Source organism: Rhodococcus sp. ACS1, from assembly GCF_002300155.1.
GTDB classification, from domain to species: Bacteria; Actinomycetota; Actinomycetes; order Mycobacteriales; family Mycobacteriaceae; genus Rhodococcus_F; species Rhodococcus_F koreensis.
Genome location: NZ_NSDZ01000005.1, coordinates 1,581,137 through 1,603,245, shown reverse-complemented (window position 1 = coordinate 1,603,245; position 22,109 = coordinate 1,581,137). Strand labels below are relative to the sequence as shown.

Here is a 22,109-nt window from a genome sequence, read left to right as displayed (position 1 = left end):
TCGCAGCCGACGGGGGCGACACTCAGATCGGGGGTGTCGCGCGGCCCTGCATGGCCTCCCACACCCGGGACGGGGTGAGCGGCATGTCGGCGTGCCGCACCCCGAACGGGGCGAGCGCGTCCACCACCGCGTTCACCACGGCCGCGGGCGATCCGACCGTCGCCGATTCGCCGATGCCCTTGGCGCCGATCGGGTGATGCGGCGACGGGGTGACGGTGAAGCCGGTCTCGAGTTTCGGAACCTCGAGCGCGGTGGGGATCAGGTAGTCCATCAGCGACCCGCCGAGGCAGTTGCCGTCCTCGTCGAATTCGATGATCTCCATCAGCGCCATGCCGATGCCGTCGACGATGCCGCCGTGGACCTGCCCCTCGATGATCATCGGGTTGATGCGGGTGCCGCAGTCGTCGACGGCGAGGAACCGCCGTACCTTCACCACGGCGGTGCCGGGATCGACGTCGACGACGCAGAAGTACGCGCCGTACGGGTACGTCAGATTCTCGGGGTTGTAGCAGATCTGCGCCTCGAGTCCGCCTTCGATGCCCTCCGGCAGGTCGCCTGCGCCGTGTGCCCGCATCGCGATGTCCTGGATGGTCACCTTCGCCGACGGATCGCCCTTCACATGGAATTCGCCCTTCTCCCACTCCAGATCCGCGACCGAGGCCTCGAGCATCCCGGACGCGATGATCTTCGCCTTGTCCCGCACCTTGCGGGCGACCAGCGCGGCCGCCGCCCCGGACACCGGCGTCGACCTGCTGCCGTACGTGCCGAGCCCGAACGGCGTGTTGTCGGTGTCGCCGTGCACCACGTCGATGTCGTCCGGCGGGATGCCGAGTTCCTCCGCCACGATCTGCGCGAACGTCGTCTCGTGGCCCTGCCCCTGGGTCTGCACCGACAACCGGACGACGGCCTTCCCCGTGGGATGGACCCGCAGTTCGCACCCGTCGGCCATGCCCAGACCCAGGATGTCCATGTCCTTGCGGGGGCCGGCACCGACGGCTTCGGTGAAGAACGCCATGCCGATTCCCATCAGCTCACCACGGTCGCGGCGTTCCTTCTGCTCCTCCCGCAGATGGTCGTAGCCGATCATGTCCATGGCCTTGCGCATGGTGGTCTCGTAGTCGCCCGAGTCGTACACCCACCCGGTCTTACTGGTGTACGGGAACTGTTCCGGCCTCAGCAGATTCTTCAGCCGCAGTTCCGCCGGATCCATCTTCAGGTCGAATGCCAGGCAGTCGACGAGCCGCTCGACCAGATACACGGCCTCGGTGATGCGGAACGAGCAGGCGTACGCCACGCCGCCGGGCGCCTTGTTCGTGTAGACCGCCGTCATCGCGCAGTGCGCGGCCTCGATGTCGTAGCTGCCGGTGAAGACGCCAAAGAAACCGGCCGGGTATTTGATGGGCGCCGCCGTGCCGTTGAACGCCCCGTGGTCGGCCAGCACCTTCGTGCGGATCGCGAGCATCTTGCCCTCCGCGGTGGCCGCGATCTCGCCGACCATGATGTAATCGCGGGCGAACCCGGTGCTCATCAGGTTCTCGCTGCGATCCTCCATCCATTTCACCGGTTTGCCCGTCACGAGCGACGCGACGATCGCGCACACGTATCCCGGGTAGATCGGCACCTTGTTGCCGAATCCGCCGCCGATGTCCGGGGACACCACCCGGATCTTGTGCTCCGGGATTCCCGAGACGAGGGCGTAGACCGTCCGGTGCGCGTGCGGGGCCTGTGAGGTGGTGTACAGGGTGAGCTTGCCGGACACCCGGTCGATGTCGGCGATCGCACCGCACGTCTCCATCGGCGCCGGATGCACCCGGGGATAGACGATCTCCTGCTTCACCACCACGTCCGCCTTCGCGAACACGGCCTCGGTCGCGGCGGCATCGCCTGTCTCCCAGTCGAAGCAGTGATTGTCCGTCTTGCCGTCGAGGTCGTCGCGGATCACCGGCGCATCGGGCGACAGCGCCGCGCGGGCGTCGACGACGGGATCGAGCATGTCGTATTCGACGTCGATCAGTTCCAGCGCGTCCCGGGCCGAATAGCGGTCCTCGGCGATGACGAACGCGACCTCCTGGCCCTGGAAACGCACCTTGTCGGTGGCCAGCACGGCCTGCACGTCGTTGGACAGCGTCGGCATCCACGCGAGGTTCTTCGCGGCGAGGTCGGCGCCCGTCACCACCGCCGTCACCTTCGGATGTTCCTGCGCCGCAGTGGTATCGATGCTCACGATCCGCGCGTGCGCGACTGGCGACCGCAGGATCGCCAGGTGCAGCATGCCGGGGAGGGTGATGTCGTCGACGTAATTTCCGAGCCCCCGGATGAAGCGGGGGTCCTCCTTGCGGAGCATGCGACCGTGGCCGCACGGTTTCTTGTCGTTGTCCACGACGGCGTCGCCCGAGGGCGGACGCGATTCGACGGTGGTCATGACGCACTTCCCACGTGCTCTTCGACTGTCTTTGGCGTGCCCTCGGCGCCCCGCGTCGTGTCCTCCTGGACGTCCGCGTCGAAGTCGCCTGCCGGTTCGGGCTCGGCGGCTTCACCGGCCCGGTGGTCCGCCGCCCACTGGATCGAGCGCACGATCGTGGTGTACCCGGTGCAGCGGCAGATCTGCCCGGAAATCGCTTCCCGAATGGTGGCCTCGTCCGGGCTCTCCTCGCGGTCGAGCAAGGCCCGCGCCGTCATCATCATGCCGGGCGTGCAGAACCCGCACTGCAGTCCGTGACACTGCATGAAGCCCTGCTGGACGGGATCGAGTTCGCCGTCGTGCTCGAGGCCCTCGACCGTGCGGACGTCGTGCCCGCCGGCCATCGCGGCGAGCATCGTGCACGACTTCACCGGATCGCCGTCGACGGTGACGACGCACGTGCCGCAGTTGCTGGTGTCGCAGCCCCAGTGGGTCCCGGTCAGGCCCAGCTGGTCGCGGAGGAAGTGGACGAGCAGCATGCGCGGTTCCACCTCGGCGGTCACTGCTTCACCGTTGACGGTCATGTTCACCTGCATGGCTATGCCTCTTCTCCGGTCGGCTCGTGCTCCACGTCGCTGCGGAGCACCCGGTCGACCGCTGTACGGAGTGTGCGGATCGTGAGTTCGGATGCGAGATGACGTTTGTAGTCGACGGTGCCGCGGGCGTCGCCGACCGGCGAGCAGACCTGCGCGGCCATCCGCCCGGCCTGGGCGAACGCCTCCTCGGACGGGGGGCGTCCGGTCAGGTAGTCGGCGATGTCCGCGAGCCCGGAGGGGTCGGGGTCGACCGCGGTCAGGCCAACGGCGGCCCGGGCGATCTCGCCGCCCTCCACGGTGACGGCCGCTCCTGCCGCGGTGACCGCCCAATCGCCGGTTCGCCGTTCGACCTTGGCGTAGGCGCTGGAGCTGTGGCCGTGGACGGGTATCACGATCTCGATGAGCATCTCGTTGTGCGCGAGCGCCGTCTCGTACGGTCCGACCATGAACTCGGACATGGGGATCTCGCGGCGTCCGCCGGGTCCCTGCACCACGCACGTGGCGCCGAGGACACCGCAGACCGTCGTGAGGTCCTCGGCCGGGTCCGCCTGGCACAGCGATCCGCCGATGGTTCCGCGGTTGCGGACCACCGGGTCTGCGATCACCTTCTCCGCGTCGCGGAAGAGTGGAAACGCCGCCGCGAGTTCGTCCGATTCGAGAAGCCGGCGATGCCGGGTCATCGAACCGATCCGCAGCCTCGACCGCTCGGTCGTGATGTATCCGAGTTCGCCCTCGAGGTCGTTGATGTCGATGAGGTACTCGGGATTGGCGAGACGAAGTTTCATCATGGGGAGCAGGCTGTGGCCGCCTGCCACGAGGCGGGCTTCGTCGCCCAGCCGGTCGAGCAGGGCGATCGCGTCGTCGACGCCCGTTGCACGCTCGTATTCGAAGGATCCTGGTACTTGCATTGTGACCTACCTCACAAATGTGGATCCTTTCAGCCTCCGCAAGAACCGGTGGTCCGTCAACCCCGGTGAACCGCCCTATTCGACGAGGGAATCCACCGGTTCCTCGTGGTGGATGCGGCCGCTCGACTCCGCCAGCGGGCGCCCCGTGCCACCCCACCGGCAGGCGATGATCTCGGCGGCGATGGACACCGCCGTCTCCTCCGGGGTGCGGGCGCCGATGTCCAGGCCGATGGGGCTCGACAGCCGGTCGAGTTCGGTGTCGGTCAGACCCGCCTCGCGGAGGCGTTCGCGCCGGTCCAGGTCGGTTCTGCGTGATCCCATGGCACCGATGAACGCGACGTCCGGGAGGCGCAGCGCCGCCTCGAGGAGAGGGACGTCGAACTTCGGGTCGTGGGTGAGTACGCAGATCACGGTCCGGCCGTCGATGGCACCGGCCTCGGCCTGGCCGGCCAGGTACCGGTGCGGCCAGTCCACCACCACCTCGTCCGCGGTCGGGAACCGCGCGTGCGTCGCGAACACCGGCCGGGCGTCGCAGACCGTCACCCGGTATCCCATGAAGGCGCCCTGCCGGGCCACCGCGGCGGCGAAGTCGATGGCCCCGAACACGAGCATGCGCGGCCGCGGCGCATAGCTGGCGACGAACACCTCCATTCCCTCGCCACGACGCTGACCGTCGGTGCCGTACGTCAGCACCGTGCTGCCGCCGGCCGCGAGGAGACCCCGGGCGTCGTCGGTGACGGCGGAATCGGCGCGGTCCGAACCGAGGGCACCGCTCACGTCCTCGGGCCGGACGATCAGCCGGCGACCCACCCGGGTGGCATCGGGATGCGCCACGACGGTGGCGACCGCGACCGGCCGGTGGTTCTCGATGTCCCGGACGATCTCACCGAGTTCCGGAAAATTGTCCCGCGAGACGGGCTCGACGAAGATGTCGATGATTCCACCGCAGGTGAGACCCACCTCGAACGCATTCTCGTCGCTGATCCCGTACCGCTGCAGCACCGGCGTCCCCGTCGCCGCGACCTCGGTCGCGAGTTCGTAGACCGCCCCCTCGACGCATCCGCCCGACACCGAACCGGACGCGCTGCCGTCGGGAGCCACGACCATGGACGCCCCCGCCGGCCGCGGTGCGGAGCGGAACGTGCGGACCACCGTTCCGACGCCCGCCGTTCCGCCCACCGTCCACACCGCCATCAGGTCTGCCAGCACGTCGCGCATCAGCACCCTTCCCGCTCGAGTCCGATTCGCTTCCAGACTATTCCGCCGACGCGAGTTTGGCCGCGGAGACGGGAACCTCGACGTCGACCGGTGCCAGCGAGAATGGCGGCGTCCCGACTCCGGCGATCCGGAAGTGGCCCCACGGGTCGCGCTCGGCGAGGGCGGCAGGTGCCTCGCGACCGTCGCCGATGGTGAGGAACAGCGGGGTGCGGTTGCGCTGCTTCGCCGCGTCGACGCCGTCGCCGACGACGCGGCCGTACCAGTGGTACAGACCGTCCAGCGGTTCGAGGTGACCGTTCAGGAAGACCTCGACGGCCACGGTCAGGTCGCCGGACGTGAGCACGCCCGGCCCCCGGTACTCGGTGTCGTCCTCGCGTTCGGTGAGTGAACTCAGCTCGAAGTGCCGGTCGTCGGGGGTACGCAGGCGCCGCCAGTACGATGCGCTCGAGCCCGGCCACGCCGCCCGATTGTGGCCGGCGGAATCGAGGTACCAGCTGTCGCAACCACCCGAATTCCACACCGAGCCCTCGAGTTTGCGGTGGATCACCCGGTTGAATTCACGCTGCGCGCCTGCCCGCACCTCGATCCGCGTTGCGTCCCGTTTCTGCATCAGCGCCAGGCAGCGGGTGATGTAGTGCGCCTGGGCCTCGATGACGAAGACGATCGACTGATTGCCGCCTCCGGAGTTCGGCCCCATCATGAGGAAGAAGTTCGGGAACCCCGTCACCGCGACACCGAGGTACGCCTCCATGCCGTCGCGCCAGGCCCGCTGGATCGTGAGCCCGCGACGACCGACGATGTGCTCGTTCTCGAATCGGTCGCCGACCGCGAATCCCGTGCCGTAGACGATGACGTCTGCGTCGTGCATGCGCCCGTCCTCGGTGCGGATCCCGCGCTCGGTGACCTCCGAGATGCCCGACGTGACGAGGTCGACGTTATCCCGTTGCAGGGCCGGGTAGAAGTTGCTGGACACCAGGATTCGCTTGCATCCGATCGTGTAACCGGGGGTCAGGGCGGCACGCAGGGCGGGGTCGTGCACCTGCCTCCGCAACAGTCCCCGGGCGGCCGATTCCAGCACCGTCATCAGTCGTGGGTGCAGGAACCCGGCGATCAGCGATTCGTGGCTCCAGTAGATCGCGTGGCGGTAGGTCTTCTGCGCGCCGGGAACAGCCTTGAACACTGCCTTCTCGCCGGCGGTGATCGGGCGGTCCAGCTTCGGCAGGATCCAGTGCGGCGTCCGCTGGAAGACGTCGACGTGTGCGGCCGTCTTCGCGACCTCGGGCACGAACTGCACGGCACTGGCTCCCGTGCCGACGACCGCGACCCGCTTACCCGTCAGGTCGACCGAGTGATCCCATTCGGCGGAATGGAATGCTTTTCCCCGAAACGACTCTCGTCCGGAGAACGCGGGAACGCTGGGTTTGTGCAGCGGCCCCGGGCCCGCGACGACGATCCGCGGGTGGAACACGGAACCCGAGCGGGTCTCGACCCGCCACCGGTCCGTGGTCTCGTCGAAGTCGTAGGCGATCACCTCGGCACCGAACCGGAGGTGGGGCGCCAGGTCGTAGTCGCGGACCACGCGCTCGATGTAGTCGAGAATCTCGGGCTGCCGCGCGTACATCCGGGTCCATTTCCGGTTGGGCGCGAAGGAGAACGAGTACATCAGCGACATCACGTCACAGCCGCACCCCGGATACGTGTTCTCCCGCCACGTTCCGCCCACGCGATCGGCCTTCTCGAGGACGACGAAGTTTTCCTGCCCCGCCTCCTTCAGCTTGATCGCCATGCACAATCCGGCGAATCCGGTACCGACGACGAGGACGTCCGGCTCGGCGAATTTGTCGGTCACAGGAATCCCCCGCGCCGCCACAGCGCGCGGGAGGTCGCTCGCATGAGGCCGTTCTCCTCGAGGAACGCTGCCAGCGATTCGAACCCGCGGCGTTGATTCTCGCGAAAGTTCGGATTTGCCAGCGCCTGTCGGCGCGCCTGTTTCGGATCGAGTCCGGCCCGCTCGTACATGACCGGGTTGGTGAACAGCCGCTGGAACAGCGGGCCGCCGATCCCCTGCAGCGTGCCGACCCACAGCCGGTCGATCCGGTGGCCTTCCGCGACACGGCGACGCACCCCCTCGCGCGCGAAGCGGATGTGCCGGGACTCCTCGGTGACGTGGATCCGCATCAGCCGGGAGATCATCGGCTGCAACTGCGGGTCTTCGAGGACGCGCCGCTGCGTGGCGTCGAAGATCTCCTCGCCGATCAGCGCGGCCACCCAGAGCATGGTTCCGCGAAATGTCCTGGGCAGCACGTTGACCACGACGGCCTGGTACCACCGGAGCTGGAAGGGCTTGGCGCCCATCTGCTCGATGGCGCGGCCGAACATCGTCATGTGCCTGCACTCGTCGCCCATCTCGGTGAGCATGTACCGGGTGTGCAGCGAACTCGGATCGTTGTGCAGCAGCGCGCGCAGCAGGGCCTGGTTGAGGATGTTCTCGAACCAGATTCCGACGCTGAGGATGTTCGCCGATTCCTGCCGGGACAGTTCGATGCGCTGCGCCTCGCTCATCGCGTCCCACATCTCCGTTCCCCACAGGGACAGGACCTGCGGCGGCAGGAAGTACTTGCCGTCCTCGAGCGGCGCGTCCCAGTCGATGTCGACGACGGGAGCGTACGAGCGTTTGACGGAACCCGCGAGGAGTCTGCCGGCGACTTCCTCCCGGTCGATCGTGTGTGAACGCTGAGACATCGCTGATCCCTTCGTCGAGAGCGATTCCCTCTCGTTGCCGTTTATAGGTAAAACGTAAACCCGGGTGTGACCCAGGTCAATGGTTGTCTGTAACTCGAGTTCACATTTGCACTTCCGGTTTGCACCCACCCCACCCGACCAGCACAATCAGGCCGTGAGGACGCGGCCGACGACACCGACCCCGAGCGAACTCCGGGAAAAGATCCTCGACGCGGCCGAACAGTGCCTGATCGAACTCGGGTACAGCACCCGACTTCATGCGGTCATCGCCGAGCGAGCGGGACTGTCGCGGCCCACGCTCTACAAACACGTCGGCGACCAGTCCGCCATCCTCGAGGCCCTCTTCCAGCGGGAAATCTCCCGTTTCTTCGTCGTCCTCGACCCCATACTGCGGGGACGGCAGAGCCAACTCCAGGTGCGATTCGTCGACGCCGTCGTGTTCGCCGTCCAGTACGCCCGCGGACACCGGTTGCTGCAGAAGGGATTGCGCGACGACCCCGAGGTGGTGCTCCCCTGGTTCACGGTGAAGGCGAAGCCGATGATCGAACTCGGGGCGCAACTGCTGACCCCCCACTTCGAGCGCCTGTTCACGCCCGAGCAACTGTCGGGGGTGAGTCCCGCCGCCATCTCCGAGTGGGCGTTCCGGATCATCGGTTCCCTCGTCATCACGGAGGGAATCGTGGACACATCCGACGAGCAGGCATTGCGCGGGTTCGTCCGGTCCCTGCTGTCGATCGCGTTCATCCCGCAACCGGACGTGCATATTCCTTGACGCGTATATACGCGTAGGGGCCAGCAGCGCATCTACAGCGTCTGCATAGATCTCATGCTTCCTACCACTGACGTGGCTGGCGTGGGAGATGTATGTACTTCACGGCTACCCGTACCCTGCGGTGTTACGGGTTGTACCGTGTCCCACACCGACGCTTGTGGCGCAGGAACAGTCTTTGTCTGGTTCACCCCCACCGGTGGTGTCGCGGCGGGAGCACTGTGACGGACACGGCGATGCCGCGGCCGGCTCGGAGTGGGACACATTTTGTCGCGGCATCGGCGCACCGGCGCATGCTCGACCACCCGGATCTGCGGATTCCGGCCGCGCTTCCGAACGGCTTTTCCGCGTCCCAGCAATGCTCGTTTGGCCAGGTTCACGGCGGCCACATGGTCACGGTTTCCGCCAATTTTGCACCCCGAACACCATGCGGTGTGGTATCCGCCGGGGCGAGAGAGTGGTTCGTTGCAGCCCGGACACTGCGCGGAGGATCCGCGTGCCGGTACGGACACCACCACCGCACCGACACCGGCGGTGGTGTGCGTGAGGGCGTCGACGGCTTGGCGGCGGGCCGATTGCGCGGCCCGATTGTTGTTGACGCGCCCGTGCCCGCGGGTTTCGAGGGTGGTGAGGTCTTCCACCGCGATCACCGTCGCGCCCGCCGCGGCAGCGAAGTCGGTAACCTGGGAGCTGAAGTGAAACGCCATTTCCCGGTTGATCTTCCCCCGCTTGATGCCCACCGCCTCGCGGTGGGCATCAAGGACGGCGATCTTCGCTGCGCGCGTCCCGTCGGGGCGACGGTGGTGGGGAGTTTCACCGTCAACGTCATGACGGTGTCTGTGACGGTGAGGTGTGCGAGTTGTCGATCCGCTGCGGACAGCCGAGCCATCGCCGAGGTCTTCGGTGGTGCTTGCATGTCGGTGATCCGCAACCGGCCGGCGAGTGCCCCGCCCTCGCGGCGGGCGCGCGCGGTGAGCTGCCGCACCACGCCTCGGACGAATCCGGCCGGGAGGTACTCCGCCGCAGTGGTGGGTGCGGCGAGGCGGCTGGTGGCCGGGTCGAACCGGGCCGACAGCGACGCGATGGCGGTGTCTCGGTATGCCAGGGTCCGCAGCGTCGCCACCGCTTGTGCGGTCACCACCCGCGTGACACGCGACGGGACGTAGACCCCGTCCGGGTAATGCGGGGTCCAGCCCAGACGCGCAGCAGCGACATGACCCTGTATCGGGAGCTTGCGGCCCTGGCGGTCCACGCCGGCGGCCAGGACATCGAAGGTGGCCGGTTGCCACAGCCGCGCCAGCATCTGCGCTTCGGCGCCCGAGATCAGGTCGAGCAACCACCCCACCCGGGTGTCGACGTCGTCGAGCCCGATCGGCTCACCGGTGATGTCATCGACCGCCAGGTAGGGGCGGGTGGTGAACGAGAACTGCCGCAGCGCAGTGTATCCGGCGTTGGCCATCAGTTAGTCCTCTCCAACCGTGCTGCCGCATCGCCGACGAAGTCGACGTTGATTCCGCTTCGACCGCAATTGGTAGTAGCGGCCGGAAAACGAGGCGAGCAATGCCATGAAGTCGTCCATCAGCTCCTCTACCAGCGCCTTGTCCCCATGTTCACGCAGGACCTCGACCTTAACGCCGACCACCGACAGGTAACGTTCGATCCATGCCACCGGAGAATCGCGCCAACCGATCTCGCCACACCACTCGCACCACCGTGAACCGGCCCTTGGCTGTGTCGTCGAGCATCCGATTCAGTCCCGCTCGGTTCTCCCGCAGACCGGAACCACGATCCTTGTAGGCCCTGTACACGGTGCCGGTGGCACTCTCACGAAGCACCTTCTCTTGATTGGCAAGCGAGGATTCCTGACCGGTAGAGCCGGACACCCGGCCATACAATGCTTCCGCCCTGTCGGCCCGAACGCTCTCCGGTGTAGGTCGACCCAGGTAGATGTCGAGATCCTCCCGATCGAATACTCGCTGATCGGAACTTGTACGCCGAGACGGAAACCGGCCGTCCGACGCGGCCTTCCGGACCCCCACCACCGACATGTTCAGGTATGCCGCCGCCTCGCCGCCTCGCCGATGCGCATGATCCAATAGTGACAGGAAGGACTAGGAAGTTTTAGGGATTGCGGTAACAGTTGAGAGCCTGCACCGCGAACCGTTCGACGAGTTCGAACAGTGGTTGCAGCCCTACCGCCGGCTGTGGACACACCACCTCGACGCCCTCGAGCGGCACCTCGATTCGAAGGAGACCTCGTCATGACCGAGTCGGACGCACGACGCGACTATCGCCCCGGCCCACTCCGGCACGCCGAAGCACGACCTGACGGCACCCGATGGGCATTGACCTTCGTCCGCGAGTTCACGCACTCGCCTGCCGCTCTGTGGACAGCACTCACCGACCCCGGCGAACTGCCGCAGTGGGCGCCGTACACCGCGGACCGGGACCTCGGCACGGTCGGTCCCGCCACCCTGACCATGGTCGACGGGCCGGACCGCATCGAACTCGACGGCACCGTGACACGGGCCGAGGCGCCGCACGTTCTCGAACACGCCTGGGGTGACGACGTTCTGCTGTGGACGATCGAGGAACCGGCGAGGGAACGCGACTGACTTTGCGCCACACGCTCGACGACCAGCGCACCGCGGCGATGACGGCCGCCGGGTGGCACATGTGCCTGGACGTCGCCGAGGCCCTGCTCGACGGCAACCCGATCGGACCGATCGTCGGCGCCGACGCGATGAACTACGGCTGGCGCGCACTCAACGAGCAGTACTCCGAACGCCTCGGCGTCGAACCGATCGATCCGACGCTGCCGTGAATCGGCGACGGCCGTCCGCCGCTCCCCGGTACCGTTGACTCATGGGCCTGCAATGGGAAGCCGTGGTGGTCAACGCCGTCGATCCGACAGCCCTCGGACGCTGGTGGGCCGAGGCCCTGGGCTGGGGCGCCGTGACCGACGCCGACGGCGACGTCCACATCCGGCCCCGGGCCGACAGCCACCCGGAGATCCTGTTCGTCGCCGTTCCGGACCGCAAAAAGATTCCGAACCGGCTCCACCTCGACTTCCGGCCCGACGATCAGCAGACCGAGGTCGAACGGCTACTCGCACTCGGCGCCCGGCACGCGGATGTCGGTCAGGGCGAGCAGAGTTGGGTGGTGCTCGCCGATCCGGAGGGCAACGAGTTCTGCGTACTCTCCGGCCGGCCCTGACGCGATCAGGCCACCTTCGCCCGCAGGGCTCGCAGCGCCTCGTGCTGCACGACCAGAACCCGGCCCACCGGGAGGCCGAGGACGCCCGCGGTGTCGTGCGCGGACAGTCCGTCGATGACCCGCAGCAGCACGATCTCCCGCGCGGTGGGGTCGAGTCCGTGCAGTAATCGGGCCACTTCCGCCGGGAGGTCGGGGCTTCCGGAACTGCCCTGCGCGTCCGCGACGGTCCGGCTCACGACGCGGTACACCTCACGGACCGGATGGTCACTGCGGGCGAGGGACGGAAGCTGCCGCGCCACCGCGAGCAGCGCCTGCTGCGCCACCTCGTCCGCGGGCCGCGTGACCTGCGTGGAATTCCCCACGCGGGTACGGCAATACCGCACCACCTGCGGCCACAGCGTCGCCGTCATCCGCTGCACGGCCTCGCGATCCCCCGCCGCGGCGGCTGACGCCGCCGAATGTAATTCCTCGTCAAGCACACTCATGCTGCCCTCGATCCCCCGACCTCGCCGTCTCCGGTCATCCGTGACGGCGCTTCCGTACTCATCTTCCGACACACGAGGGGGCAACACATCCGGGAAGTTCCCCATTTCCCGGTGCGTGAAACCACCTACATGTCCGGCTTCCTGCGCAAGTTCTTGGTCTGGCCGCGTTGCTTCTTGGCGTCGAGTCTTCGCCGGTGTGAACCCTTGGTCGCCTTGGTCGGACGCCGGGTCCGCGTCTCGGCCAGGACGGCCGCGCGCAGCAGCGCCGCCATCCGGGCCCGTGCCGCGCGCCGATTGCGCAGTTGCGAACGGGTTTCGGACGCCGTCACGCTGACCACACCGTCAACGAGCCTGTGGCCCAGCTGAACCTGCATGCGTTCGAGCTGGGCGGGAGACAGGGTCGACAACGTCCACAGGTTCACCCGGAGTTCCACCCGCGAGTCCGTGGTGTTCACTCCCTGGCCGCCGGGACCACCGGCGCGGGAGAACCGCCACTGCAACTCGGCGGCCGGGACGACGAGCGAACGGGTGATCTCCAGGTCGTCGGTGACCTCGCCGCCGGGAAACACCGGAGGAACTTCGCTCACACTCCCAGCGCCCGAGCCAGCACCGGCCAGGAATCGTGGAGGTCGTCCTGCCAGTATCCCCACGAGTGTGTCCCCGAGTTACGGAAACTCGTGGTTGCAGGTATTTCCAGTTCTTCCAGGCGATCCGTGAATCGATGCGTGCAGTAGTTGGTCACCGCTTCGATCGGACCACCCGCGTAGATCTGCCGCGCGAGCACCCCGACGTTCCCCTCGATACCGGGGCCGTCGAGGGTCTCGTAGCGCCCCGGTAGACCGTTGCCGTTGGAGAGGAACAGTTCCGTGCCGCGCAGTTCGGCGGCATGCACGAACGGGTCGTTCGCCGACCACGCCGGATCGTCCGGCTCGCCGTACATGTTGGCCGGGTTGCCGTAACCGTAGTTGTCCATGGTGATCTTGATGAGCAGCTGACCGAGCGGATCACTGGTCAGAGCGCAACCGCTGTAGGCGGCGACGCCACGGAACAGGCCGGGGGCGGCGATCGCCAACTGCAGTGCCGCGGTGCCGACCCGGGACATGCCGGCAAGCGCGTTGACTCCGTTGGTTCCGAGGGCCGCGTCGACGACCGGCGGAAGTTCCTGAGTCATAAAGGTCTTCCACTTGTTCACCCCCATGACCGGGTCGGGGCTCTTCCAGTCCGTCCAATACGCGTTCTCGCCGCCGGACGGGCTGACGACGTTCACGTTCTGATCGGCCAGAAACTTTTCGACATCGGTCTTCTCCCGGCGGATCTGGCCGTCGAGGAAGTACAGCGTCGGCCGCGGCGCGCTCGTATCGGCGGGCCGCTGCACGTACACCGGCACGACGCGTTGCATCGACGCCGAGAAGACGTGCAGCGTCAAATGTCTCGGATCGATCACGGTGACGTGGTCGAGCTTCGAACCGTTCGGCGCCGCCACGGAACCGAGCGCCCGACCGGTGTCGACGACCGGATCGGCGGCCGCTACAGTGCCGCCGAGACAGAGGGACATCACGGTCACGGCCGTCACGGCCGCTGTGCGAAATTTCCCCCGTAAGACATGTCGTGTCACGACCGTATACCGCCCTCCACCCGCACGAATTCCGGTCCCGGGGCATGCTAACAGTTCCCGCGATGTGCCGAGTAACGGAAGAGACCTTCCGTGCGATGAACATCCGACCCCCCACGTTCATTGAAGGACCGGCATGACGTCTCCCCTGCCCACATCATCTGCCGCTCGCAAGAAGTGGCCCTGGATTACCGGCGGGATCGTCGTAGCCGTCGCCGCGGTCGCGTGCAGCAGCCCCGGACAGGACGACCAATCGGCCCAGGCCACAGCGGTATCCGCGTCCGCGACCCCCGCGGCCACCGCTTCGACGGTAGCGGCTGCCACGTCGAGCTCTTCGACACCGGTGCCGGTTTCGTCTGCGCTGGCACTCTCACCGGTCGCACCCGCGGTGGTCGGCGGCGCCGACGCGACCGCCGCGCTGCAGCAGCTCGCCGGCCTCGAGATCAAGGGCCGCGCACCGAAGACCGGGTACGACCGGGATCTGTTCGGCCAGGCGTGGACCGACGACGTCACGGTCGAGGGCGGCCACAACGGGTGCGACACCCGCAACGACATCCTCGGGCGCGACCTCGTCCAGATCGTGTTCAAACCGGGCACCCGCGACTGCGCGGTGCAGACCGGAACCCTGCACGACCCCTACACCGGCACCACCATTTCCTTCGTCCGCGGAGAGGGCACGTCGAGCGCCGTCCAGATCGATCACGTCGTCGCGCTGTCCGACGCCTGGCAGAAGGGCGCGCAGCAACTCGACACCGCGACCCGGGTGAACTTCGCGAACGATCCGCGGAACCTGAAGGCCGTGGACGGCCCGGCCAACCAGCAGAAGTCGGACGGCGACGCCGCAACCTGGCTGCCCCCGAACAAGAGCTACCGGTGCACGTACGTGGCGGATCAGGTGGCGGTGAAGGCCGCGTACGGGCTGTGGGTGACGCAGGCCGAGCACGATGCGATCGCCCGGGTCCTCCAGGACTGCGGGGCGGCGACGCCCGCCGCGGCGCCCGCCCCGACCACCGACCCGGTCCCGGCCGTGGTGCCTGCACCGGCCCCCGTTCCCGCTCCCGCCCCGGCGCCCGCACCCGCCCCGTTCGTGGACACGGCGGGGCCGAGCGACGTCTATTACAAGAACTGTTCGGCGGCCAAGGCCGCCGGTGCCGCACCGGTTCACCGCGGCGAACTAGGCTACGGCACACACCTGGACCGCGACGGCGACGGTGTCGGCTGTGAGAGCTGAACCGGGCCTGCCGAGACACGCACCGCCACCACCAGTTAACCTGAACTGCCTGCAGGGACGTCGGGTACCTGTAGTCATTTCTGTACATGTCAGAAAGATGAGACCGGCATGACCACTGCACCCGACGCACTCGGGCACCCCCCACATACGGACGAACCGCCAGTCGCCCGCGTCTTGGAGAAGCCGGCGTTGTCGGCGCGCGAGATCGAGGTTCTCCGCCACTGGCTGCGCGGCGACTCCAAGCTCGCCGTCGCCGCCGACCTCCACATCGCTCTCGGCACGGTCAACACCCACCTGACCCGCATCCGCGAGAAGTACGCACTCGTGGGGCGTGACGCGTCCACCAAGACGACACTGCTGGTGCGGGCCCTGCAGGACGGCATCATCACCATCGCCGAACTCTGAGGCCTACGCCCTGCGCAGGGCGTCCCGGTCGATCTCGGCCACCGACGTCAGACCACTGAGACCCATCGTGAGGTCGAACTCGGCGATCACGTTGGCGGTGGCGTCGCGCGCACCGGCCTGACCCGCGAGGGCCAGGCCGTACAGGTGGGGCCTGCCGAGTGTCACGGCGTCGGCACCGAGCGCGAGCGCCTTGAAGACGTCTGCTCCGGTGCGGATTCCGCTGTCGAGGAGCAGCGTCAGCCTGCCGTCGACGACGGGCGCGATGTCCACGAGAGCGTCCAGCGACGACACGCTGCCGTCCACCTGCCGCCCACCGTGATTCGACACGACGATCCCGTCCACCCCGGCATCGAGCGCACGCCGGGCGTCGTCCGGGTGGAGCACGCCCTTGAGGAGGATCGGCAGCGATGTCCGACTGCGGAGGGTCTCGATGTCGGCCCAGCTCAGCGACGGCCGGGAGTAGATGTCGAGGAACGTCTCCACAGCGGCCCGCGGTTCCGGCGACCGCAGGTTGTCGAGGAAGCGGCCCGGGAAGCGCCGGGTCATCGACACCAGCGACCGGATGGCGCCGAGCGTCACCTCGACGTCCGGCTTCTTCGCCGCCGCCTTGATCCGGTCGTGCACGATCCGGCGGAATACCGGATCGGACGTGTACTGCGCGATGCCCTGCCCCTGCGCGAACGGCAGCGAACCGAGGTTGAGGTCTTCCGGCCGCCAGCCGAGCATCGTCGTGTCGAGGGTGACGACGACGGCGTCCGCCCGGATGTTCGCCGCCCGCTGCAGCAGGCTGTCGACGAGGTCGTCGTCGGTGCTCCAGTACAGCTGGAACCATCGGGGCGCGTCGCCCATCGCCGCCGCGCTCTCCTCCATCGGGGCGCAGCCCTGGTTGGAGAAGATGTACGGCACACCCAGTTCGGCGGCGGCAGCGGCGATGGCGACATCGGCCTCCGGCCTGGCCAGTTCGGCGGCGCCGACCGGAGCGAGCAGCACCGGCGCCGGAATGCGGCGCCCGAACAGTTCGACTCCGATGTCGCGCTTCGAGACGTCGCGCAGCACCCGGGGAACGATCTGCCACTTGTCGAACGCGTCGCGGTTGGCCTGCATCGTGCGGCCCAGCCCGGCGCCGCCGTGAACGTACGCCCAGCCCTTCGCGCTCATCTTCCGCCGCGCGCGCCGCTCGAGGGTGTCGAAGTCGGTGGGAACGGAGGGGGTGCGGCCGAGGACGCCGTCGCGGTAGATCAGATTCTGGCGGGCCCGGCCCGGGCTGTCCTGGTTCTCGCTCACAGACATGCGCCGAGTCTTCCACAGCACATCGCGAACCGGCGCCGGGTCGCGCGCACGCGTAGGTTTGTGACCGGCACCACACCGTGCGCTGCCTCGAACCCCCTGACGTCCTAGGAGACCGCGATGCCCGACCGTCCGTCCCTCACCGGCGCTCCCTGCTGGATCGATCTCACCAGTTCCGACCCGCAACAGGTCATTCCGTTCTACACCGGACTGTTCGGGTGGAGGTCCGACACCAGCGAGGATCCGCAGTACGGCGGCTACTCGATCTTCAGCATGAACGGCAAACCCATTGCGGGCCTTGGCCCCCAACAGCAGGGCAACCCGTACGGCAACGTGTGGACCACGTACCTCGCGTCCGAGGACGCCGCGGCCACCGCGGCGACGGCCGCCGAGGCGGGCGGCCAGGTGATGATGCCCGCGATGGCCGTGGGCGACCAGGGCACGATCGCCATCCTCGGCGATCCCGCCGGCGCCGTCATCGGCGTGTGGCAGGCCGACCAGCACACCGGCTTCGGCCTCGTCGACGAACCCGGCGCGCCGGTCTGGCACGAAACGCTGTCGCGCAACTACGCAGCCGCGCTCCCCTTCTACGCGGACGTGTTCGGCTGGACGTATCAGACCCTCGGCGACACAGACGAATTCCGGTACTCCCAGGCCAACATCGGCGACCGCACCGTGGCAGGCATCATGGACGCCGACTCGTTCCTGCCCGACGGCGTCCCCTCGTTCTGGCAGTTCTACATCGGTGTCGGCGACACCGATGCGGCGGTCGCGAAGGTGACCGAACTCGGCGGCAGCGTCCGGCGCGAACCGGAGGACACCCCGTTCGGGCGGCTCGCCTCCGTCGCCGACCCCCTCGGCGCCACCTTCCAGATCACCACCCTGCAGTCCTGACCTCGAGACGGTGGCGCGCGGGCCGCGCCACCGTCACACCGGGCCGAACGGCGCCTGCGCCTCCTTGGCGTCCCAGATGTCGAGGAGCGAGCGGAGAATTTCCTCCGACATGCCCAGGCCGCCGAGATGGCTTTCCCCGTGCATCGTGTGGAACTCGGCGTCGGGCAGCAGCGACACCATGTGCTGCCCGTGCCGGAGCGGGATGATGTGGTCGCAGTCGCCGTGCCACCACCGCACCGGGGTCTTCACCGCGTTCACCCGGAATCCCCAGTCCCGCGCGAACAGGACGAGGTCGGCGAACGGGGCACTGAGTTGTTTGCTGCCGCCGTTGAGCAGATCGTCGAGGAACATCGCCTTGAACTCCGGCCGCGCGAGGAGACGGCGATCGCCTTCCGGGGACATCCGCCCGTACAGGTCGATGATCGGCGACGCGAACGGCCTCGCCAGCCTGATGACCGAACTCGCCGCCAGCCCGACCGGGACGCCGCCCGCCGACAGCACCGGTGCGGCCAGCACCGCGAGATCCATCAACCCGCTGCGGATCGCGTCGGGACCCTTCGTCGGCGCGACACCCCCGAGGATGCCGGTCGCGACCACGCGGTCGGGCATCGCGTACGCCGCGGCGAGTGTGTAGGGACCGCCGCCGGACAGGCCGATCACGGCCATCTGGTCAATGCCGAGCGTGTCGGCGACCGTGCGCAGGTCCTCCGCGAAGTCGATCACCGCGCCGTAGCGGTGCGGGGTCGACGACCCGACCCCCGGCCGGTCGATCCCGATCAGCCGGACGTGCTCGCGTTCGGCGAACGCCCGGGCCTCCATCGGCACCTGACGCCGCGCGCCGGGTGTGCCGTGCAACCAGAACACCGCCCTGCCCTGTGCCGAACCGAACTCCGCGAAGCCGAGCCGACGCCCCTCGCCTACCGCGACCGTGCCCTCCAACTGCGGGCGTGCGATATCCACCATGCCCACAGCTTCGCACGTGACGGTCGTCACGTTTCCGGCCGGGACCCGCTCAGCGGTGTGCGGTGGACGTGAACTGGTAGGTCGCGGCGTCGACGATCTGCTCGGGAGACACCTCGATCTCACCGTTCAGCCACGCCGTCATGAGTTCGGCGAGCCCGCCCACGAACAGCAGCGCGGTGATCTCGTCCTGCGGCGACGACCACGCCCGGTCGCCGTAGAGTTCCCTCGCCTGCTCCGCCACCAGCAGCGCGAACGCCCGCAGCAGTTCACGTCTTCGCGTCCGCAGCGGTTCGGCGCCCGCCGATTCGATGATCGACACCCGCCCCTTCCGCGGGTCGGCCGTCAGGATGTCGACGAACGCCGCGATCGCCGCCCGCACCCGCACCTCCGGGTCGCCCGTCACGGTCCGGAGCGTGACCCTCGCAGCCTCGCCGATCTCCGCGGCGATCCCCTCGATCACCTGCACCAGCAGGTCGTCCCGGCCGCGGAAGCTCTCGTAGAAATAGCGTTCCGTCAGTTTCGCCTCGGCGCAGATGGCGGTCATGGTCGCCTTGTCGCCGCCGACGGTCCCGAAGACCTGCAGCCCCGCTTCGAGAAGTCGCGCACGACGTTCGGCCGCGCGCTCCTCCGAACTTCTCCCGCGGTACTGCCGCGCCGGCTGGCTCATGACTCGATGTTGACAGACCACCTGGTGTGACGCACACTACAGACATCTGACATGGCGTCCTGTCACATACCCGATGAGGGAGTGCCCGTGCCCAAAGTTCTCGCTGCTCCGCCGCAGGAAAGCACGCTCAGTCCCATCTCGGGGAATGCCGGATTCCCCGTCATCGGACACTCCCTGGAGTACTTCCGCGACCCGATGGGACTGCTCCAGAGCCGCTGGGACCGCTACGGCCCCGTGTCCTGGCTGAGCATGGCCGGCAAGAGATGGGTCACCGTGCTCGGCCCCGACGGCTGCCAGACCGTGCTGCAGAACAAGGACCGCGCCTTCGTCAACAGCGACGGGTGGAGCGTGCTGATCGGACCATTCTTCCACCGGGGGCTCATGCTCCTCGACGGCGACGAACACCTCGTCCACCGGCGAATCATGCAGCAGGCCTTCACCCGGGACCGACTGTCGCGCTACACCGAGGCACTGCATCCGGCCGTCGCGAACGGGCTCGACACCTGGCGGCCCACCCCGGGTTTCGCCGTGTACCCAGCGCTGAAGGAACTGACGCTCGATCTCGCCACGAGCATCTTCATGGGCGGCGCCGAGGGGTCGACGCCACGGGAGATGGCCGAGGTCAACAAGGCCTTCATCGACTGCGTGCAGGCCGCCACGTCGGTGGTGCGGTACCCGCTGCCCGGAACGCGGTGGAAGCGTGGCATCGACGGACGCCGCCGACTCGAGGAGTTCTTCCGCCGGTACCTGCCGGCCCGTCGCGCAGGTGCGGGCGAAGATCTGTTCTCCGCCCTGTGCCACATCGAATCCGAAGACGGACAACGGTTCAGCGACGACGACGTCATCAACCACATGATCTTCCTGCTGATGGCGGCGCACGACACGTCCACCATCACGCTGTCGACGATGATGCAGTACCTCGGCCAGCATCCCGAATGGCTGGAACGCTGCAGGCGGCAGTCCGCGGCGCTCGGCACGTCCACCCCCGGCTACGCCGAACTCGAAGAACTGACCGACCTCGACCTCGTCATGAAGGAATGCATGCGCCTCGTTCCACCGGTCCCGGTGGTCGCGCGGCGAGCGGTCCGGGACACCGAGGTGCTCGGCCACTACATCCCGAAGGGCACGTACATGTCGGTGGTCGTGCACTTCACCCACCACATGCCTGAGTACTGGCCCGACCCGGAGAGGTTCGACCCCGAGCGGTTCGCACCCGAACGCCGCGAGGACAAGGTCCACCGGTTCGCGTGGGAGCCGTTCGGCGGCGGCGTGCACAAATGCCTGGGGATGCACTTCGCGGGCGCCGAGATCAAGACGGTCATGCACCACCTGCTGCAGCGATTCGACTGGCAGGTGAGCCCCGGCTACGTCGCCCCGCTCAACTACACCTCGCTGCCGTTCCCCTCCGACGGCCAGCCGGTGGACCTGTACTGAGCCGACTCCGTAGTGCAGCCTCGGCCGATCCACCATAGTGGGAGTCATGACCGTTACGGCGCCCCCGCTCGACGTGTATTCACAGCCCACGCTGTCCAACCTCATGCCGTCCGTCCTCGCTTCGCTGGGTGTCGCCGGCGAGCCGAACCGGCTGCACCTACCGGACAGCAGGCACACCGTCGTGATACTGATCGACGGCCTCGGCTGGAGCCTGCTGCGTCGTCACCGCGAGCGCGCCCCGTTTCTCGACAGCCTGACCGGACGGCCGATCCGGGCGGGGTTCCCCACCACGACCGCCACCAGCATCGCGTCGTTCGGCACGGGACTGCCGTCCGGCGGTCACGGCATCACGGGCTACCAGTCATACGTTCGTGAGGTCCGCGGCACGATCAACTGGTTGTCGTGGCGCGCAGGCCACAAGGGCGACGAACTCACCCGGCTGGTCCCCGAGGTCCTGCAGCCCGCACCGACCGTGTTCGAGCGTGCCGCGGCAGCCGGTATCGCGTGCACCACCGTGGTTCCGGCGAAGTTCGACGGGTCCGGGCTCACCCGTGCCGTCCTCCGCGGCGGGAAGTTCGCCGGAATACACGCGTACGGTGACCTGATCGCACACGTCGTCACCGCGGCCCGATCCGGCGAACGGACGCTCACCTACTGCTATCTCAGCGAAATCGACACCCTCGGGCACATCTACGGTCCGGGATCCGCACCGTGGCTGCACCAACTCGACCTCGTCGACCGGCTCGTCGAGAGACTCGCTGCGGAACTCGCGATCGCGCAACCGGGCGCCGCCCTCCACGTCACCGCCGACCACGGCATGGTCACCGTCGACGACGCCGACAAAATCGACTTCGACGACACACCCGCGCTCTCCGACGGCGTGGTGGCGCTCGCAGGCGAACCGCGGTGCAGGCACGTCCACGCGCGAGCCGGAGCCGCGCACGACGTCGCCGCCCGGTGGAGGGGCGAACTGGGACACCGCATGTGGATCGGCACCAGAGACGAGGCCGTCACCGCGGGACTGTTCGGTCCCGCCGTGCGGTCCGAAGTGCAGGGCCGCATCGGAGACGTCGTCGCCATCGCGCAGGGCGGTGTCGCGGTGGTCCGGCGCAAGGCGGAGTCGCGGCTGTCCGCCCTGCCCGGGCAGCACGGCGCGCTCACCGACGACGAGTTGCTGATTCCGCTGCTGCTGGGCGCCGCCACGTAAACCCGGGTCGTTCACCGGTTTGCCGGGTCACTCCTGATAGAAATGACGAACAGCGTTGATTTCAGGAGAGATTC

23 protein-coding genes and 1 pseudogene are annotated in these 22,109 nt (G+C 67.9%); 9 read left to right on the top strand and 15 right to left on the bottom strand.

From position 1 onward, the window contains the following. Positions 1-22 precede the first annotated feature (22 nt). From CJ179_RS27890 to CJ179_RS27865, 6 genes are all read right to left on the bottom strand, one after another. Entirely contained in the window at positions 23-2,422 is a 2,400-nt protein-coding gene (locus tag CJ179_RS27890) for an aerobic carbon-monoxide dehydrogenase large subunit (RefSeq protein WP_095863488.1), read from the bottom strand. Then, entirely contained in the window at positions 2,419-2,997 is a 579-nt protein-coding gene (locus CJ179_RS27885) for a (2Fe-2S)-binding protein (RefSeq protein ID WP_095863487.1), read from the bottom strand. The genes CJ179_RS27890 and CJ179_RS27885 overlap by 4 nt, the downstream gene beginning before the upstream one ends. A 2-nt stretch (positions 2,998-2,999) precedes the next feature. Further along, positions 3,000-3,905: a xanthine dehydrogenase family protein subunit M gene (locus CJ179_RS27880; protein ID WP_095863486.1), complete on the bottom strand. Its 906-nt coding sequence runs from the start codon at positions 3,903-3,905 to the stop codon at positions 3,000-3,002. 75 nt (positions 3,906-3,980) lie between these two features. Next, on the bottom strand, positions 3,981-5,123 hold the full coding sequence (locus CJ179_RS27875) for an XdhC/CoxI family protein (protein WP_179377648.1): 1,143 nt from the start codon (positions 5,121-5,123) through the stop codon (positions 3,981-3,983). A 37-nt stretch (positions 5,124-5,160) separates the two neighbouring features. Next, positions 5,161-6,972, bottom strand: coding sequence for a DUF4873 domain-containing protein (locus CJ179_RS27870; RefSeq protein ID WP_095863637.1), 1,812 nt, complete (start codon positions 6,970-6,972; stop codon positions 5,161-5,163). After that, positions 6,969-7,865, bottom strand: coding sequence for a diiron oxygenase (locus tag CJ179_RS27865; protein WP_095863484.1), 897 nt, complete (start codon positions 7,863-7,865; stop codon positions 6,969-6,971). The genes CJ179_RS27870 and CJ179_RS27865 overlap by 4 nt, the downstream gene beginning before the upstream one ends. A 154-nt stretch (positions 7,866-8,019) precedes the next feature. Here CJ179_RS27865 and CJ179_RS27860 point away from each other — a divergent pair, with 154 nt between their 5' ends. After that, complete coding sequence (locus CJ179_RS27860; RefSeq protein WP_095863636.1) at positions 8,020-8,637, top strand: TetR/AcrR family transcriptional regulator; 618 nt, start codon at positions 8,020-8,022, stop codon at positions 8,635-8,637. Positions 8,638-8,669: 32 nt separating this feature from the next. Here CJ179_RS27860 and CJ179_RS27855 read toward each other — a convergent pair. The 3 genes and pseudogenes from CJ179_RS27855 to CJ179_RS27845 all read right to left on the bottom strand — a co-directional run bounded on the left by CJ179_RS27855 (position 8,670) and on the right by CJ179_RS27845 (position 10,682). After that, positions 8,670-10,093 (bottom strand): annotated as a pseudogene (locus tag CJ179_RS27855) (zinc ribbon domain-containing protein). Between the two features lie 3 nt (positions 10,094-10,096). Then, positions 10,097-10,303 (bottom strand): hypothetical protein, encoded by a 207-nt coding sequence (locus CJ179_RS27850; protein WP_244163883.1) that lies wholly within the window; start codon positions 10,301-10,303, stop codon positions 10,097-10,099. Next, on the bottom strand, positions 10,263-10,682 hold the full coding sequence (locus CJ179_RS27845; RefSeq protein ID WP_095863483.1) for a recombinase family protein: 420 nt from the start codon (positions 10,680-10,682) through the stop codon (positions 10,263-10,265). The genes CJ179_RS27850 and CJ179_RS27845 overlap by 41 nt, the downstream gene beginning before the upstream one ends. 213 nt (positions 10,683-10,895) lie before the next feature. On the opposite strand from CJ179_RS27845, the gene CJ179_RS52855 reads away from it, so the two are divergent. Genes CJ179_RS52855 through CJ179_RS27830 form a run of 3 tightly spaced genes read left to right on the top strand, consistent with a single transcriptional unit; the run spans position 10,896 to position 11,850 of the window. Further along, the gene (locus CJ179_RS52855; protein WP_257015787.1) at positions 10,896-11,249 is read left to right on the top strand and encodes an SRPBCC domain-containing protein; all 354 of its coding nucleotides are present in this window, start codon (positions 10,896-10,898) and stop codon (positions 11,247-11,249) included. Positions 11,250-11,251: 2 nt separating this feature from the next. After that, complete coding sequence (locus tag CJ179_RS52850) at positions 11,252-11,458, top strand: hypothetical protein (RefSeq protein WP_257015786.1); 207 nt, start codon at positions 11,252-11,254, stop codon at positions 11,456-11,458. A gap of 41 nt (positions 11,459-11,499) precedes the next feature. After that, positions 11,500-11,850 carry a VOC family protein gene (locus CJ179_RS27830; RefSeq protein ID WP_072947490.1) on the top strand — a complete coding sequence of 117 codons (351 nt, stop codon included), beginning with the start codon at positions 11,500-11,502 and terminating at the stop codon, positions 11,848-11,850. Positions 11,851-11,855: 5 nt separating this feature from the next. On the opposite strand, the gene CJ179_RS27825 is transcribed toward CJ179_RS27830, so the two are convergent. The 3 genes from CJ179_RS27825 to CJ179_RS27815 all read right to left on the bottom strand — a co-directional run bounded on the left by CJ179_RS27825 (position 11,856) and on the right by CJ179_RS27815 (position 13,908). After that, positions 11,856-12,335: a sigma factor-like helix-turn-helix DNA-binding protein gene (locus CJ179_RS27825; RefSeq protein WP_095863482.1), complete on the bottom strand. Its 480-nt coding sequence runs from the start codon at positions 12,333-12,335 to the stop codon at positions 11,856-11,858. A 125-nt stretch (positions 12,336-12,460) separates the two neighbouring features. Continuing rightward, positions 12,461-12,922: an alternative ribosome rescue aminoacyl-tRNA hydrolase ArfB gene (arfB, locus tag CJ179_RS27820; protein ID WP_072947492.1), complete on the bottom strand. Its 462-nt coding sequence runs from the start codon at positions 12,920-12,922 to the stop codon at positions 12,461-12,463. Beyond that, positions 12,919-13,908: an alpha/beta hydrolase family protein gene (locus CJ179_RS27815; protein ID WP_095863481.1), complete on the bottom strand. Its 990-nt coding sequence runs from the start codon at positions 13,906-13,908 to the stop codon at positions 12,919-12,921. The genes arfB and CJ179_RS27815 overlap by 4 nt, the downstream gene beginning before the upstream one ends. A 175-nt stretch (positions 13,909-14,083) precedes the next feature. Between CJ179_RS27815 and CJ179_RS27810 the strand changes: the two genes are divergently transcribed. Together CJ179_RS27810 and CJ179_RS27805 are read left to right on the top strand one after the other, a co-directional pair. Then, on the top strand, positions 14,084-15,178 hold the full coding sequence (locus tag CJ179_RS27810) for a DUF1524 domain-containing protein (protein ID WP_095863480.1): 1,095 nt from the start codon (positions 14,084-14,086) through the stop codon (positions 15,176-15,178). A gap of 108 nt (positions 15,179-15,286) precedes the next feature. Then, positions 15,287-15,583, top strand: coding sequence for a response regulator transcription factor (locus CJ179_RS27805; RefSeq protein WP_072947495.1), 297 nt, complete (start codon positions 15,287-15,289; stop codon positions 15,581-15,583). 3 nt (positions 15,584-15,586) lie between these two features. On the opposite strand, the gene CJ179_RS27800 is transcribed toward CJ179_RS27805, so the two are convergent. Next, on the bottom strand, positions 15,587-16,873 hold the full coding sequence (locus CJ179_RS27800; RefSeq protein WP_072947496.1) for an alpha-hydroxy-acid oxidizing protein: 1,287 nt from the start codon (positions 16,871-16,873) through the stop codon (positions 15,587-15,589). Positions 16,874-16,990: 117 nt separating this feature from the next. Between CJ179_RS27800 and CJ179_RS27795 the strand changes: the two genes are divergently transcribed. Next, positions 16,991-17,764: a VOC family protein gene (locus CJ179_RS27795; RefSeq protein ID WP_072947497.1), complete on the top strand. Its 774-nt coding sequence runs from the start codon at positions 16,991-16,993 to the stop codon at positions 17,762-17,764. A 33-nt stretch (positions 17,765-17,797) separates the two neighbouring features. Here CJ179_RS27795 and CJ179_RS27790 read toward each other — a convergent pair whose 3' ends face one another. Beyond that, entirely contained in the window at positions 17,798-18,727 is a 930-nt protein-coding gene (locus CJ179_RS27790) for an alpha/beta fold hydrolase (RefSeq protein ID WP_072947498.1), read from the bottom strand. A 49-nt stretch (positions 18,728-18,776) separates the two neighbouring features. Next, positions 18,777-19,394 carry a TetR/AcrR family transcriptional regulator gene (locus tag CJ179_RS27785; protein WP_072947499.1) on the bottom strand — a complete coding sequence of 206 codons (618 nt, stop codon included), beginning with the start codon at positions 19,392-19,394 and terminating at the stop codon, positions 18,777-18,779. An 87-nt stretch (positions 19,395-19,481) separates the two neighbouring features. On the opposite strand from CJ179_RS27785, the gene CJ179_RS27780 reads away from it, so the two are divergent. Beyond that, positions 19,482-20,828, top strand: a complete 1,347-nt coding sequence (locus tag CJ179_RS27780; RefSeq protein WP_095863635.1) for a cytochrome P450 — start codon at positions 19,482-19,484, stop codon at positions 20,826-20,828. A gap of 46 nt (positions 20,829-20,874) precedes the next feature. Then, entirely contained in the window at positions 20,875-22,035 is a 1,161-nt protein-coding gene (locus tag CJ179_RS27775) for an alkaline phosphatase family protein (RefSeq protein ID WP_072947501.1), read from the top strand. Positions 22,036-22,109 lie beyond the last annotated feature (74 nt).

Bases quoted from the DNA above. Each gene is read 5' to 3' on its own strand.
- CJ179_RS27890 (WP_095863488.1), bottom strand. From the start codon at position 2,422: ATGACCACCGTCGAATCGCGTCCGCCCTCGGGCGACGCCGTCGTGGAC.
- CJ179_RS27885 (WP_095863487.1), bottom strand. From the start codon at position 2,997: ATGCAGGTGAACATGACCGTCAACGGTGAAGCAGTGACCGCCGAGGTG.
- CJ179_RS27880 (WP_095863486.1), bottom strand. From the start codon at position 3,905: ATGCAAGTACCAGGATCCTTCGAATACGAGCGTGCAACGGGCGTCGAC.
- CJ179_RS27875 (WP_179377648.1), bottom strand. From the start codon at position 5,123: ATGCGCGACGTGCTGGCAGACCTGATGGCGGTGTGGACGGTGGGCGGA.
- CJ179_RS27865 (WP_095863484.1), bottom strand. From the start codon at position 7,865: ATGTCTCAGCGTTCACACACGATCGACCGGGAGGAAGTCGCCGGCAGA.
- CJ179_RS27845 (WP_095863483.1), bottom strand. From the start codon at position 10,682: ATGTCGGTGGTGGGGGTCCGGAAGGCCGCGTCGGACGGCCGGTTTCCG.
- CJ179_RS52855 (WP_257015787.1), top strand. From the start codon at position 10,896: ATGACCGAGTCGGACGCACGACGCGACTATCGCCCCGGCCCACTCCGG.
- CJ179_RS27830 (WP_072947490.1), top strand. From the start codon at position 11,500: ATGGGCCTGCAATGGGAAGCCGTGGTGGTCAACGCCGTCGATCCGACA.
- CJ179_RS27825 (WP_095863482.1), bottom strand. From the start codon at position 12,335: ATGAGTGTGCTTGACGAGGAATTACATTCGGCGGCGTCAGCCGCCGCG.
- CJ179_RS27810 (WP_095863480.1), top strand. From the start codon at position 14,084: ATGACGTCTCCCCTGCCCACATCATCTGCCGCTCGCAAGAAGTGGCCC.
- CJ179_RS27805 (WP_072947495.1), top strand. From the start codon at position 15,287: ATGACCACTGCACCCGACGCACTCGGGCACCCCCCACATACGGACGAA.
- CJ179_RS27800 (WP_072947496.1), bottom strand. From the start codon at position 16,873: ATGTCTGTGAGCGAGAACCAGGACAGCCCGGGCCGGGCCCGCCAGAAT.
- CJ179_RS27795 (WP_072947497.1), top strand. From the start codon at position 16,991: ATGCCCGACCGTCCGTCCCTCACCGGCGCTCCCTGCTGGATCGATCTC.
- CJ179_RS27790 (WP_072947498.1), bottom strand. From the start codon at position 18,727: ATGGTGGATATCGCACGCCCGCAGTTGGAGGGCACGGTCGCGGTAGGC.
- CJ179_RS27785 (WP_072947499.1), bottom strand. From the start codon at position 19,394: ATGAGCCAGCCGGCGCGGCAGTACCGCGGGAGAAGTTCGGAGGAGCGC.
- CJ179_RS27775 (WP_072947501.1), top strand. From the start codon at position 20,875: ATGACCGTTACGGCGCCCCCGCTCGACGTGTATTCACAGCCCACGCTG.